Source organism: Paenibacillus sp. FSL H8-0104, from assembly GCF_038050215.1.
Lineage (GTDB): Bacteria > Bacillota > Bacilli > Paenibacillales > Paenibacillaceae > Paenibacillus > Paenibacillus amylolyticus.
In genome coordinates this window covers 1706340-1726627 of sequence record NZ_JBBOTC010000001.1, presented here as the reverse complement: position 1 = coordinate 1726627, position 20288 = coordinate 1706340, and the positions used below count along the sequence as shown (strand labels likewise).

Here is a 20288-nt window from a genome sequence, read left to right as displayed (position 1 = left end):
TGATGCCGTCTTCCTACGAAGACCATCTTCTATCTATCTGATCGCTTTCAAGCCACATCTCGCTTGTGAATCCAGCACTCTATATCGTATGAAACGTTGATAGAAGCGGTACCGACAGATGTACTAACTTTCATATAAATAGATTGATATACAACCGAAGATGGCGCCCTTTGGGTCGAACGTACATATCGTTACGGTATTCGCAACATAGAATAGAACAGTTCAATTTTCAAAGGAGGCAACCCATCAAATGAATTCGATCTATCTTGAAATGGAAGGTGTGCTTGATCAGCTCGAAGCGGCACTTCTGGAACACCGACCGCTGTCTCTTGTAAGAGTCGGTGATGGCGAGAATATCGTCATGTCTCAAGAAACCGTATGGCCCACGGAACAGGTCCTTCAGGAGCGTTGGGCTAAGAAAGCCAACTTAGGGCAAAAGGGACTTCGTCTTCCCAACCCGAAACTACGGGATGAAGTCGCCGCTTCCTTGCAACGTGCCGATATCGTGGGCATTCTTCCTCGTGGTGACAGCACCATCAATGCTCCCGATTATCTTAAAAGACCCCTGACCGACATGGTATTTGCACACTTTGGCATCTCTCCTCCGATGACTTGTCACGCCTGTGTTAATCGGGAACTGGCGCAGAACCCGCGTTTCTGGCAGATGCTTGCAGGCAAGCGTGTGTTACTCGTTACTCGTGAAATTGAGGCTCTGCGTGCCATGCTCGAACGTGATCCGTATAATCTGAACATTGTGACTGCCCTGCCCTTCGACAGCTATGATCAAATGGATGAAACGCTGCACTGGATTCAGAATAATCAACATACCTTCGATGTCGCTCTCTTCTCCTGTGGCGTCAACGCGGTTATCCTTGCGGAGCGAACAGCTGCACTTGCAGGCAAAGTGGCCATTGACTTTGGCAAAGCCAACAACATCATTCTGAAAGGCCGTGCCAACTGATCCTGGACAGTTTCAAACTTTAGTTTCGTGATTTGTATTGAAACGTGCAGTTGCTTGTACGGCAAAAACCCCCGACTTCTTGAGCCGGGGGTTTCTTGCTGAGCGCTAGTCGAAACCTATCGTTGCATTGTCTTGCGTATCTGGGGTATGAAGCGAACTCTGCCGTCAACAGAAGTGATGACGAAGCACTCTGCCTGTTATATTTCGCCTTTCACTACTAAACGGTGGCTGCAATACCGTATAACATCTCCGGCCCGGTTCTTACTGCTGTGGACACCCCCGAGATGAACGAAGTATACACACTTTCCAATGCTGGTGGTGCAGACAGATCCTGAGCTGTGAACGAATGGAATTCGGCACCTCCGTTCTGTCCAATCGTACCTTCAGCACGGTAGATGATATAGAAAGGATCATATAAAAAACCCCGCACAAGCTCCACAACAAAGGTATCTCCCAGTTCTCCCGTAACACCTACTGTCCCGTTCAACGTAATAATGGGATTCACCACACCCTGCGTCTGTAGACCAATGGTGCCAAAAGCTGTCGGGGATTCTGACAGTGACAAACCGGGCTGTCCTACGGTTGCCGAGTTCATCGAAGTTCTCATATCGAGAAACACGCCCATGAGTAACACCTCCAATGCTATGGGATACCCTATCCTATGAATCTCACTACTCTTATGATTGGATGTATAGCAGATTGTATGAACCTATTTTTATTTGTCGACTGTTAATGGTATATTGAACTGCATAACGAAAATGAACGGATCGTATGCACACAAGCGGTACAGGCTGTTCAGAAGGAGATTACTATTCATGAATAAACGCAAACGTCCAACCAGCAAGACATCGGCCTCGGCCAAGGGGAAATCTTATGCAGGTTCATCTTCAGCACGTTCCGGCAAGTCCAACTTCTCATCTGCCAAAACATCAGGTGCTCCCGCATCACGCAATACGGAGGAGAATAAGAAGCCAATAACCGCGAAATCATCGGGTGCACCCAAGAAAGCTGGAGGCAACAAACCCAAAAATGCCAGCGCATCCAAACGACCAGGCAATTCCTACTATCGCAAGCAGGAACCACCACGCCAGTACAAAGTAACTGAACCGGATGAACTGTTGAACTTCCTGTTGCAGCATCTGAAATCAGGACGGAACGCAGTGAAGTCCATTCTGGGTCGTGGACAGGTATCCGTGGATCAGAAGGTTGTAACCAAGTTTAATGAAGCGCTGACGCCAGGTCAGATTGTCTACATTCGAAAAGAAGGTGCAGTTGCTGCTCCATCCTTGACGGGTATTAACATTTTGCATGAAGACGATGATATCATTGTGATCCGCAAGGAAGCCGGACTATTGTCCATTGCCGCTGACAAGACAGATGACCTGACGGCTTATCGCCAACTGACAGAGCATGTGCGCCGCACCAATCCGCTCAACCGGATCTTTGTTGTCCATCGTCTGGATCGGGATACATCGGGTGTGATGATGTTCGCCAAAAGTGAAGAGGTACAGCAGAAACTGCAAAACAACTGGAAGGAAAATGTGCAAGACCGCGTCTACGTTGCCCTTGTTGAAGGTTCGGTAGCCAAAGAAGAAGGCACCATCTCTTCCTGGCTGAAGGAAACCAAAACGCTGAAAATGTACTCCAGCTCTCGTCCGAATGATGGACAACATGCCATCACACATTACAAACGTCTGAAATCGAACCGTGAGTTCTCCTTGCTGGAAGTGCGTCTGGAGACAGGGCGTAAAAATCAGATTCGTGTGCATATGGAAGATCTCGGACATCCGATTGCTGGTGACAGAAAATACGGTGCACGCACAAGAGACCTTGGCCGTCTCGGACTTCATGCACGTATACTCTCGTTTATCCATCCCACAACGGATGAGTTAATGTCATTCGAAACGGATATTCCGAAGCCATTCCTGTATCCGTTCCGTGCAGAAACTCCACCCGCGAAATAACTTTACCTTGATCATGCCTGAAAGGAGGAACGGACACTGAAAAACCTGTTAATCACCGGTTACCGGGCACATGAATTGCAGATTTTTGGACAGAAGCATGAAGGTATTCCTTTTATCAAAAAAGCCATCTCTTCCCGCCTCACTCCCCTTGTCGAGGATGGTTTGGAATGGGTGCTGACGCCGGGACAATACGGTGTGGACCTGTGGGCCTGCGAAGTGGTGATTGATCTGAAGAAGACGTACCCACATCTGAAACTGTCGATCATCACTGCCTTTCAGAACCCGGAGGAGCAATGGAAAGAAGACAAGCAGGAGTATTACCGTTCCATCCTCTCGGGTGTGGACTATTACGGTGCGATTAGCAATCAACCTTATATCGGGCCGTGGCAGTTCACTGCACGGGATGACCTGTTGCTGCGTAAAAGCGACGGTCTTCTACTCGTCTATGACGAAGATGCCGGCGAAGGCAGTCCCCGTTTTGTGAAGGAAAAAGCCGTGAAGAAACAGCAGAACGCGGACTATACAATCATCAGTGTCACTTCAGAGGATATTCAATCTGTAGCTGAGGATGAGCGCATGAACGATATTGCGGACTTCGACGATTCTTCATTCTGAAAAAATGTAGATTATCTGAAGTCCTTTCATGCATAGCTGTGATCAGAGGAAAATCGTATTTCGAATGACGTACATATGTTTTTTTTCGAGGCAGGTTGGGTATAAGTAGTATTATAACTGCGATGATATGTCGTATGGGATAAGGGGAACTGCAACCATGACAATTACGCCAGAGCAGCGCATTCAACTGCATGGATTTAACAACCTGACCAAGTCGCTCAGCTTTAATATGTACGATATTTGTTATACCAAAACCAAAGACGAACGCGAAGCTTACATTGAATATATTGATGAACAGTATAACGCCGCACGGCTGAGCAAAATTCTGAACAACGTCTCCGATATCATCGGAGCCCACGTGCTGAATGTCGCTCAGCAGGATTACGTGCCTCAAGGTGCGAGTGTTACGATGCTTGTCTCGGAGGGTCCAATCGTGGAGATCCCCGAAGAATCACTTGATGAATCTCCCGGCCCTCTGCCCGATAACGTTGTCATGCAGCTGGATAAAAGCCATATCACTGTGCACACCTACCCTGAATTTCATCCTAGTGAAGGTATCAGTACCTTCCGTGCGGATATTGATGTCTCCACCTGTGGTGAGATCTCACCGCTTAAGGCACTGAATTATCTGATCCACTCCTTTGATACGGACATTATGACGATGGATTACAGGGTCCGTGGTTTTACGCGGGATACGAGCGGACGCAAGCTGTTCATTGACCATGAGATCGGCTCGATTCAGAATTATATTCCGGATGAGATCAAGAGTAGCTTTGACATGATTGACGTGAACGTCTATCAGGAGAATATTTTTCATACCAAATGTAAACTGAGGGAATTTGATCTCGACAATTATCTGTTTGGGTACACCAAGGATAAGCTCAGCAAGAAGGAACAACAGGAGATTACAGAATGGCTGAAGCTGGAGATGGACGAAATCTATTACGGCAAAAATATTAATCGTCCCTCTTAAAGAGGTTGTTCAACGCTGATCCATTAGGGCAAAATCTAAGACAAGATTTCATGAAGGCAGGGTTCTTCTTATCGGGGGGCCTCCGGCATGTGCTTGTCTTTTTCTTTGTTATGTTGACAGTGTGCAACTTAATTTCTTATTATAGAAGTAACTGTACAATCTACAGTGAAGGAGACTGAGCCCGTGATCGAAACGAATACGACAAGACGTAACGAATCACTGTTACAAGCGCTTACTGCACAGCATAATGCCATTACCAACAACATAGCCAATGCAGACACGCCTAACTACAAAAAGAAAACGGTAGAGTTTCAGGAAGAGCTGAGACGTATCGTTGAAAATGGCAAAACAGATCAGCTCGCCATGAAGCGGACTCATGACAAACACTTTCCTATCAGTGATCCCAATTCTTCCATCGTACAGTACCGAATTGTCGAGAACAACGAAACAGCCATGAACAATAACAACAATAACGTTGACATTGACAAGGAAATGGCGAATCTTTCGGAGAATCAGCTCATGTATAACTACATGGTTGATCGGGTCAGTGGACATTACAAAAAAATGAAGAATTTATTGAATGATCTGAAATAATGAATGTACAAGCAGCCCGAAACGGCTGCTTTTTTTTGTTGTTTTTCCCTGAGTGTAGCTCGTTTGGTGCCATTTTTCGGTATCCTCTCCTGTTCGTAGTATAATGGGAAGAAACGAATGATTTCATATCGTATAAAAGAGGTGCAACATGTCTCCACGTCATTTAAATGGTTTTCAAGGTTCCAAAGTCAGATTAGCGGCCCCATGCCCGGAAGATTGCATGCGTCTCTCCCGCTTCACAGATGATTATGAATATTTGCGCAACATGGATACCGATATCGCGATCCCGTTAACGCCGGATGAAACGGGTTCTTCGTCTGTCCGCCGAGACAACGGATTTGAATTTGCATTGCGTACACTGGAGGGTAACCGATTCATTGGATTCACAGCCCTCTACCGAATTGAATGGAACAATCGGTCGGCTCGTCTGGCCATTGGTATCGGCGAAGAAAATGATCGAGGTAAAGGCTACGGAAGCGACGCTCTGGCTCTGATTCTTCGATATGGCTTCCACGAATTGAACCTGAACCGGATTGCGCTGGAAGTCATTGAATACAATGAAGCGGCTAGACGTGCGTACCTAAAAGTCGGATTTCGGGAAGAGGGTCGCCAGCGTTCTGCAGTTTTGCGGGATGGCATGCATTATGACCTGATCTCGATGAGTATCCTTGCCGAAGAATGGTCGGCGCAGTCTGGGCTTCCATTGTCATTCCAGTCTACTCACACTCCTCAATCTGGGGAAATGGACGCGGGTGGTTTTTCACAACGTAATGGGAACGAACAAGCTGCGCTGTCAATGTCGGAATTAAGTTCTGTTCCAAAAGGTGAATCTGAAATTTCACCTCGTATCGGCGTAGGTGCGGTCATCCTCAATGAACGGGGCGAAGTGCTTCTCGCCTGGCGGAATCGCCAGCCCGAGCAGCACACCTGGAGTATTCCCGGCGGGAAAGTCGATCCCTACGAATCACTGGAGACTGCCGTCATCCGTGAAATCAAGGAGGAAGTGAATCTGGATATCGCCATTGACAGTCTGCTCTGCACGGCGGAGACGATCCAGCCACAACAGAAGGAACATTGGATATCCGTGCTCTATTCCACCAAGGTGATTGGCGGTCATGCTCGTAATCTGGAAGAAGGCGGAGCCATCGGTGAGATCGGCTGGTTCCCATTGAATGATCTGCCCTCTCCACTCGCCTGCTTTGCGGTACCGGGGCTGGAAGCTGTGAAGAAGCTGTATAATGAATCCCTGTAAATTCTAATATCTCATCAGATGGAGGTATTCCTTATGAATCATGCAGAACAGATTAATCAACTATTTCAGGCTGCACAGTCTGGAGATGTGGCCAACCTGCAATTATTGCTCGCTTCTCACCCGGAACTCACCAATATTGAAAATCAGGATGGGTTAACTCCGCTGGGATATGCCTCTCATTATGGACAAGCAGAAGTAGTTCGTCTTCTTCTGGAGCATGGAGCAGATGTTAACAACCTTTCTCATTCCAAGATTTCCTTTATCCCGTCCAATACTGCACTACATGCCGCGCTTGCGGGAGAACGTTCACCAGAAGTTATCCAACTTTTGCTCGAACATGGGGCATCCACGGGTATTCTGGACAGCGATGGACAATATGCGTTGCACTCCGCAGCATTTCATACGGATCAGATCGAACTTATCGAGATGTTACTTCAGCATGGAGCTGATCCAAACGTGCTGAACTCAGCGGGCCAGACCGCACTGGATATTTCACTTGAACGTGGTAACACGTCTACAGCTTCATATCTACGAGCAGCCATTACAGCGCATCAGCAATAATGATTGGATAACGTAAGCAATACGCGAATAACCGTCAAGACTCTTTTTGGAGTACAAAGAGAAAGTCTGACGGTTATTTGTTGTCCTGTATGTTCTCATTCAAATACGTAGTTCAACTATATAGAAATCAGGTATATACATATTTTCTAAGAAAATAAGAACCGTTTGGTGCCTTATGCGGTCTAATACTCAACATATCCATGAAAGGAGGAGCCATGTGACCCCTCTTCAGCTCACCATCGCCGCACAAAAAGGGGATGCCGAGGCTTTTACAGCCTTAATGGAATTACATCAGAGCCAACTGTACCGTATCGCCTATGCCTACCTGCATAACGAAGGTGATGCGCTCGAAGCGATTCAGGAATCAACGTTCAGGGCCTTCCATAAACTCAAAAAATTAAAAGAGCCCTCCTACTTTGGCACTTGGCTCATCCGCATTCTGCTCAACTACTGTGCGGACGAACGCAAACGCAAAAGTCGGTTCAGTCCCGTCACCGAGATTCATGAATCCAGCAGCTGGGATCGTCCTGCGGACCCCGATCTTGCTGCGGCCGTATCCACCCTTGACCGGGATTGCAAACAGATTATTATCCTGAGTTATTTCGAAGGTTTCTCCTTAACTGAAGTTGCCGATATTCTCGAAATCCCGACGGGAACCGTAAAATCCCGATTACATCGGGCACTCGGACAGCTCCGTGATCAACTTGAAACGAAGGGAGATGTATCCTCATGACGGATGAACAAAACTCATTCGACACATTGGAAGAACGTCTGAATGCTCGAAAGACGGAGTACGAAACAATGCCTGTGCCCGATTCCGCCGCCTATCAGGCTGTGCAGTCCGGAATCCGCCAGGCTGCCCGTAAGCGAAAGTCCAGACTGCGTTGGTATATGAGCTCCATCTCAGCAGCTGCCCTGATCCTGCTATTTACCGGATGTATCCGTGTCTCTCCCGCCTTTGCGTCCTTTGTGGAGCAATTGCCTGGCATGGAAGGCATTGTGAGCATGATTCGCCAGGACAAAGGATTAATGATGGCGATCGATCAGTCTCTCTTGCAGAAGATCGGTGTCACCGACGAGCATGATGGTACTTCCTTGACCGTTGATGGCATTATCACAGACGAGTCACGTATGGTTATTTTTTACACGATGAAAGGCATGAAAGATCCCGAGAAATTCAACTATGATATTGATCTGCTCGATGAGAACGGTAATGATCTTCCAGTTGCGTTTACTCACGCTTATCCAACACCTTCACCAGACGAGAATGTGAATGAGAATATGATAGACGTGATCTTCACGGATGGAACCTCTCCTCCTGAAGAGCTGAGCGTCGTGTTTAAGGCCAGAGATACAACGCGTGCAGAAAAGTGGAAAATAACGTTCCCGGTAGACAAGAATCTTACCAAAGGCATGAAAAAGGTCATTCCTGTGAATCAGACGTTAACAGTGGATGGACAGCGTATTGATGTGAAACAGGCTACTATGTATCCAACCCGTCTTGTACTTGATGTGAATTTTGATCCAAAGAATACCAAAAAGGTATTTGGGCTCAGCGATCTTCAACTGGTCGACGAACAAGGTCGCGCGTGGAGAACAGATACCTCGACAGGTGGAGATGAACGCTCCATTTACTTCGAAAGCATGTACTTCTCCATACCGAAAAAGCTGACCTTGCAGGGATCTGGCTTCTCGGGATTGGATAAAAAGAATCTGGATCTTTCCCTTGATCTGAAGTCACGCCAGATTACAGGTGGACCACCTGGATTGAAGATGGTAGGCAGCAAGGTCGAAGGCAAAGATCTAATTATTGACTTCTCCGTTGCTGGCAGGATGGACGGTGGGTTCGTTCTAACTTTCAGGAAAGTTACAGACAGTACAGGGAAGTCATATGAAGTCCCTGGCTCCAGTTGGAGTAGTGGAGAGGGAACGGATGACAGTCATACGATTGTTTCTTCTACTATCAAAAATGGAGCCAAATTAAAAGGGGAAGTGAAAATGAACATCTCCACCTATCCGATGAAAGTAAAGTCTCCCTTCTCATTGGACATCCCTGTTAATCCTTAATTTTCTACCAGTAGGCTGTGATTATCGCAAATATTCTATATAATGGAAACATTCATTATTACGAGCAATGATGTTCATAGGGAAGGTGTCTTTAGATATGAATCAACGTTCCATCCGTTATCCGCAGCCACTCGCTCCGGGAAATACCATCGGTGTAGCAGCACCCTCCAGCGGTGTAGGCGAATCCCTATACCATTATCTTGAGGAGAGCAAACGTAATATGGAGCGCCTTGGTTTTGGCGTGCTGGAAAGCCCATCGCTCCGCCACAACACCAAATGTGTGAGTGCCTCCAAAGAGGAACGCGCCGAAGAGATGAATGAGTTTTTCCGCAATCCAAATATTCAAGCCATTATCCCTCCATGGGGCGGGGAATTTCTGATGGATATCCTCCCCCTGCTGGATTGGAAAGCTTTGAAAACATTACCGCCCAAATGGGTCATGGGATATTCGGATATAAGTACGTTCCTGTTCGCCTATACCCTGATCACCGGAACAGCATCAGCACATGGCACCAACTATGTTGATCTAAGATCAAACGCCCTCGATCCCGTGACTGCGCGCTGGATTGATGTGTTACAGACCAAATACGGCGGACAGATCACACAATCGTCTTCCACACATTATCAATCGGCATGGAAACCGGAATTGCCTGGATTTAACCTGGATACACCTTCGCAATGGAAACAGCTCGGCCACTCGGAAGATGCAGATACCGCTGTGTCGTTCTCCGGTCGGCTGATCGGTGGCTGTATGGATACAATCTCCAGTCTGATTGGCACGCCATATGCACCTGTTGCATCCTATCTGGAGCAATACTGTGCAGTCGAAGGTACCATCTGGTATCTGGAGAGCTGTGAGATGAATGCGGGGGATATCTACCGTCATCTGTGGCAGATGAAACAGGCTGGCTGGTTTGCAGGTGTGAAAGGTTTCATGATTGGACGACCTGCGGGTTATTCCGATACAGCCGATTTTAATTTTACCGATGCCCTATCCTCTGCACTTGGGGGTCTGGATGTCCCTGTACTGTACGATGTGGATCTCGGCCATGTTCCGCCGCAGCTCACCTTTGTGAATGGAGCATTGGGCAAAGTCGCTTATGAAAATGGACGCGGGAGCCTTGAGATGGCGTTTGTGTAATCACCTTTTATAGGCAGATGCATACCTTGAAGTAAGAACTTATTTTGAGGAAGGGTTGTGCATCATGTCTGAATCCACATCCACGCCATCCACACGTGTCGTGTATCAAGCCAATCAACCGATGCTTCAATCCGTGCAAAATGTGCGGAATATGCTTCATCATACAGCTCGGCAGCATATAGGCAAGAAGGTACAAGTCCAGAATATCGATGGGCAAGTGTGGGAAGGTGTCGTCATCAGTGCAGACCGGGGAATTTTGTATCTCCAGGTTACCCCGATGCATGGATATCCTGAACCGCGCGCTTTGTTTGGACCAACGATTTTGCCGCTTGTGCTGTATGAATTGTTGGTTATCACACTGTTGATGTAGTGGTATTGTACTTCTATATCCGAACCTGTTCCAAGAAGCTTCGCTCCTGAGATCTTCAAGTCTTGGGAACGAGGCTTTTTTATCGTCTTGGCGATGGTGCGGTATGATTCCTTGCGAGCGTGTGAAATATGATACAATGGTGTCGCACCACCCCATATCTCATATGAAACGGAGCTTGATCCGGTTGGAATACATACGTCATGATTCATCACCCGTATCACAAGCCGAGACGGGTATGATTGGCAGCAATCCTACTGAACAATCACGCGTGATTGCCATCTGTCTGCTCGCAGGCAAAATCATGCTACAAAGCGGTGGTGAAACCTACCGTGTGGAAGATACGATGAAACGTATGGCAGCTGCGCTGGGCTTACCCCATTCGCACAGTTACGTTGTTCCGACAGGCATCTTCTTCTCTGTTGATGCAACCGAACCTGCCAAGCTCATTCGTATCTCCGAGCGTACGACGGATCTGGACAAGGTGTCCGAGGTGAATGCGGTCTCCCGTCGCATCGGACAAGGTGAGCTATCCGCTCAGGAAGCCCATGATCTGTTGATACAGATCGAAGGAAAGCCCTCCTCCTATTCAACGGCTGTGCAGCTTACGGCCGCAGCGTTATCCAGTGGTTGTTTTACCATTATGTTTGGCGGGGGCTGGAGCGACTTTCTTCCGGCGTTAATCTGCGGGGGCATAGGTTATGCAGCCGTTATTGCCTTTCACAGGTTGGTGCGGGTCAAATTCTTTGCCGAGCTTACGGCATCCTTTGTTATTGGCTTACTCGCTTTTCTCCTGATCTATATGGGAGTGGGTCATGAACGGGACAAAATCATTATTGGTTCGGTTATGCCGCTGGTTCCGGGGTTGCTGATTACCAATGCTGTACGCGACCTGATGGCCGGACATCTCGTCTCCGGATTATCCAAGGGAGCCGAGGCATTTCTGACTGCTTTTGCTATAGGTACAGGCATTGCAGTTGTATTTTCACTTTTTATGTAAGACGGAGGAATGCAGGATATGCTCCATTTTATTGAACAAGCCTTGACCAGTTTTGTCGCCTCAGCCGCGTTTGGGATCATCTTCAACGCACCACGGCGCATGCTGCTCCACGGTGGATTTGTCGGCATGATCGGCTGGATTATCTATATCGTGCTTGAATATGCAGCGGATGCGGTTCCTGCTACACTTGCAGCGACCATAGCCGTAGGTGTCATCAGCCAGGTATTCTCTCGCATGTTTCGCGCACCCGTTATCATCTTCAGCGTCGCAGGCATCATCCCTCTGGTTCCTGGTGGACTGGCGTATAATGCGATGCGAAGTTTTGTGCAAAATGACTACAGTGCCGCTATGGAGATGGCCGCCAAGGCACTCATGTTATCCGGCGCTATTGCCGTAGGCCTCGTGCTGTCAGAGGTATTAAACCAGATGATACGCCGAATTCCCGCCTCACTTTGGGCAAAATCATCATCGAAATAATCGTTCTTTTCACATATTCAGCACACGTAAGGCCCGTTAGCATACAGGATAAAATCTTGTATACCTACGGGCCTTACGTGTCGTTTTTTATAGAGCATTATAGAGCAGCAGATCAATCAATATTCTATTTACTTCACAAACGTATTTTTCACACGTACCGACCGTAGGAAATACGGGATAAAGATACAACATGTCAGAAGCGATCGGATTGTTAAATTAAATGCTGATGTTGGATCGAGCACATGTTGCTCTCTCGGAATCTCAATTCGTGCGATCATGATCCATGTCACGACTCCAATGAATACATTTGCAATGTACAGAATAATCATCATGCGCGGAAATCGCCTTTTTTTCTTATGAAGCAGTACGAGATTCACGATAACGAGCATTAGTAAAATGACGCTGCTTATGACTCCAAACCAAAGGAGCGGGCGTATCCCTTCAGTATAAAGTTCCGGATCAACACCACGGACACCCTCCCACCTTGCTGGATCCATAATGACATTTACCTGCGACATATCCGCAATAAGAAGCACCAGTGTGACCCACAGGCCAATCTGAATTAATATAAGCCATCCGCCTAATCCGGAGATGCCAGGCCGTTCCGGTCTGATACCACTTTTAGGCTGCAGCGAGCTTGTATCCAGTTCCGAGTTCCTATATTTATAGTTCATTTCAGCCTCCGTTTACGATAGATAAGACACATATTATACATTAGAAGCTATATTCTGTGTTATCCAAGAGAAGGAAAGAACCATCTGGACTAAGGTCTCTCTCTTGCATTCTATTGGGTAGCACGTCTCATCACTGTTGCGAACAACTCCGCTGCAACACCACTTCCTGACTTCATATAATGTTTTGCATCCGTATGATCAAATCCCATCCAGACCGCCGCAGTCCAGTTGCTCGTATAGCCCACAAACCATAGATCCCGATTGGCCTCTCTTCCCACACCAGGTAATGCAGCCTGTGTTGTTCCCGTTTTCCCTGCTACCTTGTGCTGACCGAGTTGTGCCCGGCTTCCTGTTCCCTGACTGACTACATTTTGCAGCATTCTGGTCATGGCATTCGCCGTACTGGAGGAGATTACCTGCTTATTTTCCGACTTATGAGCAAATATTGTCCGTCCTTGTGAATCTGTAATCTCGCGTATCAGATGGGCTGTATTCAATTTGCCATGATTCGCAAACACCGTATAGGCCTGCGCCATCTTCATTGGCGACACTCCCTGATGCACACCTCCCAAGGCAATTGAGAGGTTTAGATCTTCTTTCCCCAGTTCAATACCGAGTCGTGCCGCAAATTGATGTGCATCGTTCAGTCCGGTCTCATGAAGTAGCCATACGGCTGGGGCATTGATAGACTTTTGCAAGGCTTGGGACATGGCTATTGAACCACTGTAACGCCCACCGAGATTGGAAGGTTGATAGCTGCCATATTGCATGCGTTTATCCGGTAGTATACTCTCTGGCTTGAACTTCCCCGACTCCAACGCAGGGCCATATGCAATAATCGGTTTAAAAGATGAACCTGGCTGCCTTGCATCCATAATCGCCCGGTTGATGCCCCCTTTTAAAGGATTACGTCCACCCATCATCGCTTTCACTTCACCGTTGTGCTGGTCGATAATAACCATACTTGCCTGGACCTGCTCGTCTTGGCGATCATCGGGGAATCGGGTAGCGTCTGCAAATGTTTCTTCCATCGCCAGTTGTGCCTGTTCGTCTAGCCCAGTTTGAATAACCCAACCTGCCGATTGAATCTCTGCTTCACTTTTACCTGTGAGCCGAGAAGCCTCCTGAATCACAGCATCCACGGCAGACACATATGCGGGCTCGCTCAAGCCCGGTGAAGTTGTTGCATTCAATACGGTTTCAGGCGGCGTGAAATCGACATCACGGGCTTGGAGCACCTGCTTTCGTGTAATTAGTCCCTGTTCATGCATTAGTCCAAGGATAACGGCACGTCTTTGTTTGGAAAGTTCAGGATAATCTACTGGATTGTATATGGATGGACCTTTAGGCATTCCAGCTAATGTAGCAATCTGCCATAGTTTCAATTGGTGCATATCCTTAATTCCGAAATACCGCCAGGCTGCCGCTTTTACACCATACTGCTGGTGTCCCATGTAGATCTGATTCAGATACATTTCCAGAATTTCATCCTTGCTATACTTCTTCTCCAGGGCCATCGCAATCGATATCTCATTCACCTTTCGACTCAACGTTTTATCCCCATTCAAATACAGATTTCTTGCCAGTTGCTGCGTAATGGAGCTTCCTCCCTGACTCAGATTCATATGTAAGATGTCTTGCATAATGGCTCTGCCAAGTCCGATGAAATCCAGTCCATCATGGTTGTAGAAACGTCGATCTTCTGTAGCCAAAAAAGCCATCTTTAATAAATCTGGCATAGCGTTCAGTTCAGCATATTCGGAATACCCTTTGGTCTCCGTATGCAACCTCGAAATTTCGGTCCCCTCTGCATTCGTAATCATGGTTGAAGAGGCCACCTGCATGGCCTCTGGACGATTGCGAAGCATTCCTTCGCCATAAGTAATCAGATAGAGATAGAAAAGGGTCAATATCAAAACTACAACCACTGCAACATCAAAAACGTAATACATCCATCGCTTGCTCCCGTGTTTCAACATTCAGGCTCCTTGTGTACCCGTTCAATTGAAACTTCGTGTTCCTGTCTATCTCGTTGTGTAATCTCCAGAGCATGATGAAGCAGCAATGTCTGTTCATACGCCAACCTGACCCAATGCTGAACTTCCATCTCGTCCTGACACCGCCCTTGGATGATCTCATCCAGAGAAGATTGAATACCGTAGAGAGTAAGTTTTATCGGTAGGTCAACCTGTGTAGAAATAGTTTGAGTGTTCTCCTTGTCTTCTTCATTATGTTGCTGAAGGCCGGGTTGCTCATGCTGAATAGACGCTCCCTCTGCCTCTCTGCTCTCATGTTTCGGTTCTGATCTGCTCAGTCCTTCCTCATGCTGGAGAATAGCAATCCTATTCAGATTTGCAGCAATTTGTCGTAGTTCACCACCACTTAGAACATCAATTCTTCCAGGATTGTGGCCCAATGCAAGTTCGGCTGTTCCGCGTGCAAGTTGACTGAAATCTTCCGCAATCTTCTGGGATCGAATCCAGAAAAAGATCACAAACATGGCTCCTCCAATGAAGATAAAGAGCGGCTTTGTTCCGATATGGTTGATTCCCCAGTTCATCATACGCGTTATCCGTGCTGCATCTGGAAGGATGTGATTGTGGGCAAACCGTAGCACGTGATAAACGACAAAAAGGAGCGCTGCGCTCAGTAACGCGCTTGCTCCTCCAATGTATATGTATCTTAGTCTTACTGTACTGAATTGAGACTTCATATTCGGTATCCCCCTCTATACAATAATATGGTAATAGAGGTAGAATACCGAATATTTCTTAATGAGATAGTGGTTAACTTCTTACCAAATTCTTAATTTTTATTCCTCTGAGTAATTACTTGGTGAAGCAACGGTTACAGGGAAACGGGTAACAAAATCCGTTCTGCCATTTTCACTGTAAGCAACGATACTTCCTCGATGTAATTCAATCATCGATTTGGCAATCGCCAGGCCGAGACCGGTACCTCCCGTATCGCGGGAACGGGATTTATCTACCCGATAGAATCGATCAAATAGATGTGGCAGATCTTGTGCCGGAATCGGATCACCATAATTACTGATGCGGACTACAGCCTCTTTACCTTCAAGGGCCAGCCCAATCTCCATTCGTTTACCTTGCGAACCATACCGAATGGCATTGCTGAACAGATTCTCATATGCTCTTACAAGCTCCCCCGGAGCAGCTTGTATCCATAGTGGGTCTTGCCCGCCGATGATCTTGTAGGTCATGCCAGCATCCTCCAGCATGGGAGCAAACTCTTCAGCCAGCTGCATCAGAAACGAATTCAGGTTCAACGCTTGCAGAGATAACGGAAGGCTCCCGCCACTCACGCGCGTATATTCGAACAAGTCATCAATTAACTTGCGAAGGGTCAAGGATTTCTCATAGGCAATGCTAACGTAATAGCGCATCTCAATCTCATCTTGGTAGCGATCCTTCTCGATGTACTCCAGAAATCCCAGAATAGAAGTGAGTGGTGTTCTCAGATCATGTGATATCCCCGTAATCAGATCGTTTTTGGCAGCAACTGCATTACGCTCTTCCTGAAGCGATAACTGCAATTGTTCAGCCATCTGATTAATGCTTGCAGCAACGACTCCGAATTCATCCGAGGTTTTCACTTCGATGCGATGGGATAACTCTCCTTTGGCAACCTCCTGAATCCCCGCCGTAATTTCATCCAGGACCCGCATCACCTTGCGTGAGAACAGGAAAAAAAACAGCACAAAACCAAGCACGCCTACCACAATCATCAAAGGCACCGAACCGATATTATTCACCAACCACCTGATCCCTTGGGCTGGAATGGAATAATCCGGATACGTCTGAGCTTCCAGGATGGTCTGCCCCACCTTACTACCTCCGTACAAAATAACTGCAGTTAATATACCGCTCAGCAGAAATGCATAGATAAATTTCCATCGGACTGTATTAATCAACTTTGAATTCATAGTAGGAACTCCCTGAATGTGTTCATGTTACACGACATCCTGTGGATGAACATGTTTATTGCGGTTTGATCATCTTGTAACCAACACCCCATACGGTCTGAATGAACTTGGGATGTTTGCTATCGAGTTCAATCTTCTCACGAATCTTGCGAATATGCACCATGACGGTATTATTCGACTCCATGAATTCTTCCTTCCAGACCTGACGATAGATCTGTTCCATACTAAGTACTGAACCTTGGTGACGAGCCAGTAATTCAAGAACAGCAAATTCACGCGGAGTCAGACGAACCGGCTGCTCGTCCACCCAAACTTCATGTGTATCGGTATTAATGACCAGATCATCAATAACCCACTCGTGCTCTTTGTTCTCCCGACCTTCATTGAAGGTATGATACCTGCGCAGCTGGGATTTCGCCCGTGCGACAAGTTCAAGCGGGTTAAACGGCTTGGTCACATAATCATCGGCACCAATGCTTAGCCCTGTGATTTTATCCATATCCATACTTTTGGCGGACAGCATAATAATCGGCATTTTCTGCTCTTCCCGAATTTTCATACAAGCTTCGATTCCGTCCATATTTGGCATCATGACATCCAGAATAATGAGATCGATCGACTCTTTTTTCAATTGTTCCAGTGCTTCAAGCCCATCATTCGCGGTGAGAATCCGATAACCCTCGTTGCCAAAATAAATTTCCATCAGTTTAATAATCTCCTGCTCATCATCCACAAGCAGAATGGTTGCTGGCTGTGCCACGGCATTATTCCTTTCCCTTCCATAATTCCTTACCTGTTCAAAGTATACCACCGAGGGATGAAACTGCGAAAATCATCGTGATCTTCACGGACACGCTCGATCTTGGCCATCATCTCAAGCGTCTCTTCAGGCTTCACCTGCTGAATCCACACTACAGAAGACACCAGCGCCATAGCCGTATACAGTGAATACAATCTCCAGAATAACTCATCCGGTTCATTGCCATCGAAATAGCCCTGAATTTGACCTATGGAATATGGAATACTGATCTCCGAAGCAAACAAACCCAGCTTCAAAAATTCATGAATGGGATCACCTTGATCATAACGATTAAAATCAATCACTCCTACGAGTTTATCCTGCTTAACGACAAGATTGCTCGGGTGAAAGTCATCATGCTGAAATCCATCTGGACGATTTTTCATCCAACCGAGATGGTCTGCAATAAACGTTAGAATAACATGATCCTCTTTCATCACGATAGGGCACTGTTTATAGCGCTCCACGTAACGTTGATGCTTGGTGCTCTTGCGTATGTACCATGATTCGATCTGTCCCTCCATCGGCAACTGGTGAATCAGCTGTAGCTGCGCTCCTGCTTCCAAACCAACCGCCCACTGCTGCTGTTCATTCAGCTGAGGCAGTCTCTCGGAAGCATCTTCGCCTTCAATGTAGCTAAGAATCATATATCCGTTCTTCTCATCCAATCTACCTGTGCCCAACGTTGCTGGACACAGTACACCTAATTGTTGCATGCTCTGCAAATATTGATATTCCCTTTGCTTCATCCATTCCTCAGCAATATCATACACCCTCACCAGCACATGGCCTTGACCAGGGATAAACATTTTGAATTTAGTATCTGCTGAATAACCCTTCATAACAGGTTCAATCCGCGTGGCCTGACCAAGTTCAGGAATCTGTTTTAACCTGTCAATTAACGTATTGTCCATCGATGCATTCCATGTATCGTGTTGTTCCACGTCCCGAATCCTCCGTTATTTCACGTATGGCGTGTAGTATCGTCGGTCTATTCCCACTTTAACCCATGATATTTCCTATAACATGCTTATATGTATTCTATCCGTTTCTATTTAAAAAGTACTGATTCGGGTTCTTTGCCCGTCAGGGTCAGCATCGTATACAATTGTCCTCTGTGATGATATACATGCCCCATAATCTCAAGTAACCACTCCAGCCGACTATAGGAAGCTCCCCAGTACGAATCCGTCACATGTAATAACTCTTCCGTGTTAAACTGCCTGTACCGTTGGTATAGATACATCTGGTTATCAATCAGAGCCTGCTTGATCTCACGGAGCGAATGCAGCTGATTCTCTGCATAGAATTGAGCCATCTCTTCTTCCGATGCACCTTCGGAAATATAAACATCCGCTCGGCAGATCACAGACAAATGGGCTAGTAGTTCTCCAACAGGCCGTTTACCTTCAATTGGAGTCAAAGCCAAATCTTCTTCCGACAGCTGATCACATATATCGATTAAAGATGTTACAGCCACGTCAATATGTTTAAACGCAGATTGAATCAACAGTTACACTTCCTTTTTATCCCATTATACAGAACATATGATCGGTTTTCAACCAAGATACCCCTCCTTAATATATACCCCAAATCTATCAATCTACGAACAAAAAAAGTCCTTCCTCCTTCTTATAGACGGGATTCAGGACATTTTGTTGCCTATTTGTTTTCAAATCTTTGCTCAACTTGAGTATAACGAACAATACGTTTGCTCGAATCGTCCAGCCTCCAAGTCAGACTTGCGAATGAAAAATTGCAGCTCCCCGCAATCCCACCATTGGAAACCAATAGCATCATGCGTATCTATCTTCAACAGTAGCAGCGTATCGGATAGTTCCTGCCGTGTCCGATCCTCATCACCGCCGTAATGTTTGGTCAGCTTCTTCTCACACTCCTGCTCATTATAATCGTACTTTTCTCCCAGTGCGATCTGTAACAAGGCACGATGCTCGGCATCCGGATGCTGCCCGTCAGGGTATCCAAACATCCCACCCCAATTCAGCGTACTTGGATGATTCCAGCTCGACTCGAATTCAAGGTAGCGGTCATACAGACTTACTTCCGATTCGGTCTCATCGGTCTCAAGCCGAAGCGGCGAGAGCTCATTCAGCGCATTGGCGTCAATGTATGCATATGTAGGAAACTCAAGATTAGGCAGCACGGTCACCGAATGTGCAACAAACGGGGCTCCATCCAGCGCGGTATCACCTTCAGGCTCTCGCCTTATCAGGTTATGAGAACTCGGCTCAAAAATCACACGATGTTCAATGGGACAAGCAGATTCATCCGTGCCAATGAAAAAGTATAACATTCCACGTTCAGGCAAAGTCCCGCGCCCATCATTCGGCGTATACGGCGACAAATCCACCAGGTTCAGTTGGGCCAGGAAAGTCATTGGAACTCCTTCTTGTGCTACGGGCCATTCCATGCGACTTGGCAAATCCGGATGTCCACCCACACGTGAGTTTCCTGTTCTGCGATATTCGTCCAGTGTGGATACATCGAGGCGAATTCCCCAGCGGCTTGAGGACAACAGCAGATCGGCAGCAACTCCCAATCCATATTCCTCAAGTGTTTTACGGGCTTTTCTGGTCAGACGTTCACATTGTTCTGGCTTAATCATATAGATCCTCCCCTTTTGACAATACACCTATGCTGAGACATATTCAGGTTCACACCTGTATATTCTTCTGCCCGGACGTCTTTCCCTGCTTCTGTATAAATTGAACTTAAGAATATTTTACACTTACCACTCCGATGACAGAACAACCTTCCGATCGCTGTTATCCCCAGACTTTTTTAGATTCACCTTTGCAAAGGTAAAAATCCGGGGATAAAGGCGAACTCTTCGCTTCTTCAGGTTCTTTCTGTCCTCTACGTTCTCGTGTAAATAT

Annotated in this window: 22 protein-coding genes and 1 pseudogene; 14 read left to right on the top strand and 9 right to left on the bottom strand. The window is 46.8% G+C overall.

Annotated elements, in window-relative coordinates:
• Positions 1-250: 250 nt before the first annotated feature.
• Positions 251-961 carry a GT-D fold domain-containing glycosyltransferase gene (locus tag NST38_RS07705; RefSeq protein ID WP_076251633.1) on the top strand — a complete coding sequence of 237 codons (711 nt, stop codon included), beginning with the start codon at positions 251-253 and terminating at the stop codon, positions 959-961.
• Positions 962-1178: 217 nt separating this feature from the next.
• Here NST38_RS07705 and NST38_RS07700 read toward each other — a convergent pair whose 3' ends face one another.
• A complete protein-coding gene (locus NST38_RS07700) occupies positions 1179-1586 on the bottom strand; it encodes a hypothetical protein (RefSeq protein WP_076251631.1) in 408 nt (135 codons plus the stop codon).
• Between the two features lie 190 nt (positions 1587-1776).
• On the opposite strand from NST38_RS07700, the gene NST38_RS07695 reads away from it, so the two are divergent.
• The 13 genes and pseudogenes from NST38_RS07695 (at position 1777) to NST38_RS07635 (ending at position 11972) form a co-directional block, all read left to right on the top strand.
• Positions 1777-2925, top strand: a complete 1149-nt coding sequence (locus NST38_RS07695) for an RluA family pseudouridine synthase (protein WP_101314085.1) — start codon at positions 1777-1779, stop codon at positions 2923-2925.
• 36 nt (positions 2926-2961) lie between these two features.
• Positions 2962-3540: a DUF1273 domain-containing protein gene (locus NST38_RS07690; protein ID WP_076251630.1), complete on the top strand. Its 579-nt coding sequence runs from the start codon at positions 2962-2964 to the stop codon at positions 3538-3540.
• Between the two features lie 157 nt (positions 3541-3697).
• The gene (gene speD / locus NST38_RS07685) at positions 3698-4513 is read left to right on the top strand and encodes an adenosylmethionine decarboxylase (RefSeq protein ID WP_036610662.1); all 816 of its coding nucleotides are present in this window, start codon (positions 3698-3700) and stop codon (positions 4511-4513) included.
• Between the two features lie 183 nt (positions 4514-4696).
• Positions 4697-5107 carry a flagellar basal body rod protein FlgB gene (flgB, locus tag NST38_RS07680; protein WP_036610664.1) on the top strand — a complete coding sequence of 137 codons (411 nt, stop codon included), beginning with the start codon at positions 4697-4699 and terminating at the stop codon, positions 5105-5107.
• A 148-nt stretch (positions 5108-5255) separates the two neighbouring features.
• Positions 5256-5744: pseudogene (locus NST38_RS07675) on the top strand (GNAT family N-acetyltransferase); the annotation flags it as partial.
• 159 nt (positions 5745-5903) lie between these two features.
• Complete coding sequence (locus NST38_RS07670; protein ID WP_036669535.1) at positions 5904-6359, top strand: NUDIX domain-containing protein; 456 nt, start codon at positions 5904-5906, stop codon at positions 6357-6359.
• A 33-nt stretch (positions 6360-6392) separates the two neighbouring features.
• Complete coding sequence (locus NST38_RS07665; RefSeq protein WP_076251628.1) at positions 6393-6920, top strand: ankyrin repeat domain-containing protein; 528 nt, start codon at positions 6393-6395, stop codon at positions 6918-6920.
• A 217-nt stretch (positions 6921-7137) separates the two neighbouring features.
• Positions 7138-7653, top strand: a complete 516-nt coding sequence (locus tag NST38_RS07660; protein WP_256720040.1) for a sigma-70 family RNA polymerase sigma factor — start codon at positions 7138-7140, stop codon at positions 7651-7653.
• Positions 7650-8987 carry a DUF4179 domain-containing protein gene (locus tag NST38_RS07655; RefSeq protein ID WP_076251624.1) on the top strand — a complete coding sequence of 446 codons (1338 nt, stop codon included), beginning with the start codon at positions 7650-7652 and terminating at the stop codon, positions 8985-8987. Before NST38_RS07660 ends, NST38_RS07655 begins: the two co-directional genes overlap by 4 nt.
• Positions 8988-9084: 97 nt before the next feature.
• On the top strand, positions 9085-10128 hold the full coding sequence (locus NST38_RS07650; protein WP_076251622.1) for a S66 family peptidase: 1044 nt from the start codon (positions 9085-9087) through the stop codon (positions 10126-10128).
• Between the two features lie 64 nt (positions 10129-10192).
• Positions 10193-10498, top strand: coding sequence for a hypothetical protein (locus NST38_RS07645; RefSeq protein WP_036669286.1), 306 nt, complete (start codon positions 10193-10195; stop codon positions 10496-10498).
• A gap of 235 nt (positions 10499-10733) precedes the next feature.
• Positions 10734-11495, top strand: coding sequence for a threonine/serine exporter family protein (locus NST38_RS07640; protein ID WP_036669533.1), 762 nt, complete (start codon positions 10734-10736; stop codon positions 11493-11495).
• An 18-nt stretch (positions 11496-11513) separates the two neighbouring features.
• Positions 11514-11972: a threonine/serine exporter family protein gene (locus NST38_RS07635; protein WP_076251620.1), complete on the top strand. Its 459-nt coding sequence runs from the start codon at positions 11514-11516 to the stop codon at positions 11970-11972.
• Between the two features lie 128 nt (positions 11973-12100).
• Here NST38_RS07635 and NST38_RS07630 read toward each other — a convergent pair whose 3' ends face one another.
• From NST38_RS07630 to NST38_RS07595, 8 genes are all read right to left on the bottom strand, one after another.
• Positions 12101-12646, bottom strand: coding sequence for a DUF2569 domain-containing protein (locus tag NST38_RS07630; RefSeq protein ID WP_076251619.1), 546 nt, complete (start codon positions 12644-12646; stop codon positions 12101-12103).
• 110 nt (positions 12647-12756) lie between these two features.
• Positions 12757-14598, bottom strand: coding sequence for a transglycosylase domain-containing protein (locus NST38_RS07625; protein WP_256720039.1), 1842 nt, complete (start codon positions 14596-14598; stop codon positions 12757-12759).
• Between the two features lie 20 nt (positions 14599-14618).
• The gene (locus NST38_RS07620) at positions 14619-15359 is read right to left on the bottom strand and encodes a hypothetical protein (RefSeq protein WP_076251615.1); all 741 of its coding nucleotides are present in this window, start codon (positions 15357-15359) and stop codon (positions 14619-14621) included.
• A 99-nt stretch (positions 15360-15458) separates the two neighbouring features.
• Complete coding sequence (locus tag NST38_RS07615; protein WP_076251613.1) at positions 15459-16592, bottom strand: sensor histidine kinase; 1134 nt, start codon at positions 16590-16592, stop codon at positions 15459-15461.
• A gap of 55 nt (positions 16593-16647) precedes the next feature.
• A complete protein-coding gene (locus NST38_RS07610; protein ID WP_026081203.1) occupies positions 16648-17352 on the bottom strand; it encodes a response regulator transcription factor in 705 nt (234 codons plus the stop codon).
• Positions 17353-17381: 29 nt separating this feature from the next.
• Positions 17382-18335, bottom strand: a complete 954-nt coding sequence (locus NST38_RS07605; protein WP_081745937.1) for an aminoglycoside phosphotransferase family protein — start codon at positions 18333-18335, stop codon at positions 17382-17384.
• 107 nt (positions 18336-18442) lie between these two features.
• Positions 18443-18901, bottom strand: coding sequence for a DinB family protein (locus NST38_RS07600; protein ID WP_083684499.1), 459 nt, complete (start codon positions 18899-18901; stop codon positions 18443-18445).
• Between the two features lie 174 nt (positions 18902-19075).
• Positions 19076-20017 carry a DUF1963 domain-containing protein gene (locus NST38_RS07595; protein ID WP_076251609.1) on the bottom strand — a complete coding sequence of 314 codons (942 nt, stop codon included), beginning with the start codon at positions 20015-20017 and terminating at the stop codon, positions 19076-19078.
• Between the last annotated feature and the right edge of the window lie 271 nt (positions 20018-20288).

Coding starts and splice junctions, on each gene's coding strand:
- NST38_RS07595 (WP_076251609.1), bottom strand. CDS start 20,017: ATGATTAAGCCAGAACAATGTGAACGTCTGACCAGAAAAGCCCGTAAA.
- NST38_RS07640 (WP_036669533.1), top strand. CDS start 10,734: ATGATTGGCAGCAATCCTACTGAACAATCACGCGTGATTGCCATCTGT.
- NST38_RS07695 (WP_101314085.1), top strand. CDS start 1,777: ATGAATAAACGCAAACGTCCAACCAGCAAGACATCGGCCTCGGCCAAG.
- NST38_RS07620 (WP_076251615.1), bottom strand. CDS start 15,359: ATGAAGTCTCAATTCAGTACAGTAAGACTAAGATACATATACATTGGA.
- NST38_RS07700 (WP_076251631.1), bottom strand. CDS start 1,586: ATGGGCGTGTTTCTCGATATGAGAACTTCGATGAACTCGGCAACCGTA.
- NST38_RS07625 (WP_256720039.1), bottom strand. CDS start 14,598: ATGTATTACGTTTTTGATGTTGCAGTGGTTGTAGTTTTGATATTGACC.
- NST38_RS07705 (WP_076251633.1), top strand. CDS start 251: ATGAATTCGATCTATCTTGAAATGGAAGGTGTGCTTGATCAGCTCGAA.
- NST38_RS07665 (WP_076251628.1), top strand. CDS start 6,393: ATGAATCATGCAGAACAGATTAATCAACTATTTCAGGCTGCACAGTCT.
- NST38_RS07635 (WP_076251620.1), top strand. CDS start 11,514: ATGCTCCATTTTATTGAACAAGCCTTGACCAGTTTTGTCGCCTCAGCC.
- speD (WP_036610662.1), top strand. CDS start 3,698: ATGACAATTACGCCAGAGCAGCGCATTCAACTGCATGGATTTAACAAC.
- NST38_RS07615 (WP_076251613.1), bottom strand. CDS start 16,592: ATGAATTCAAAGTTGATTAATACAGTCCGATGGAAATTTATCTATGCA.
- NST38_RS07650 (WP_076251622.1), top strand. CDS start 9,085: ATGAATCAACGTTCCATCCGTTATCCGCAGCCACTCGCTCCGGGAAAT.
- NST38_RS07630 (WP_076251619.1), bottom strand. CDS start 12,646: ATGAACTATAAATATAGGAACTCGGAACTGGATACAAGCTCGCTGCAG.
- NST38_RS07670 (WP_036669535.1), top strand. CDS start 5,904: ATGTCGGAATTAAGTTCTGTTCCAAAAGGTGAATCTGAAATTTCACCT.
- NST38_RS07645 (WP_036669286.1), top strand. CDS start 10,193: ATGTCTGAATCCACATCCACGCCATCCACACGTGTCGTGTATCAAGCC.
- NST38_RS07655 (WP_076251624.1), top strand. CDS start 7,650: ATGACGGATGAACAAAACTCATTCGACACATTGGAAGAACGTCTGAAT.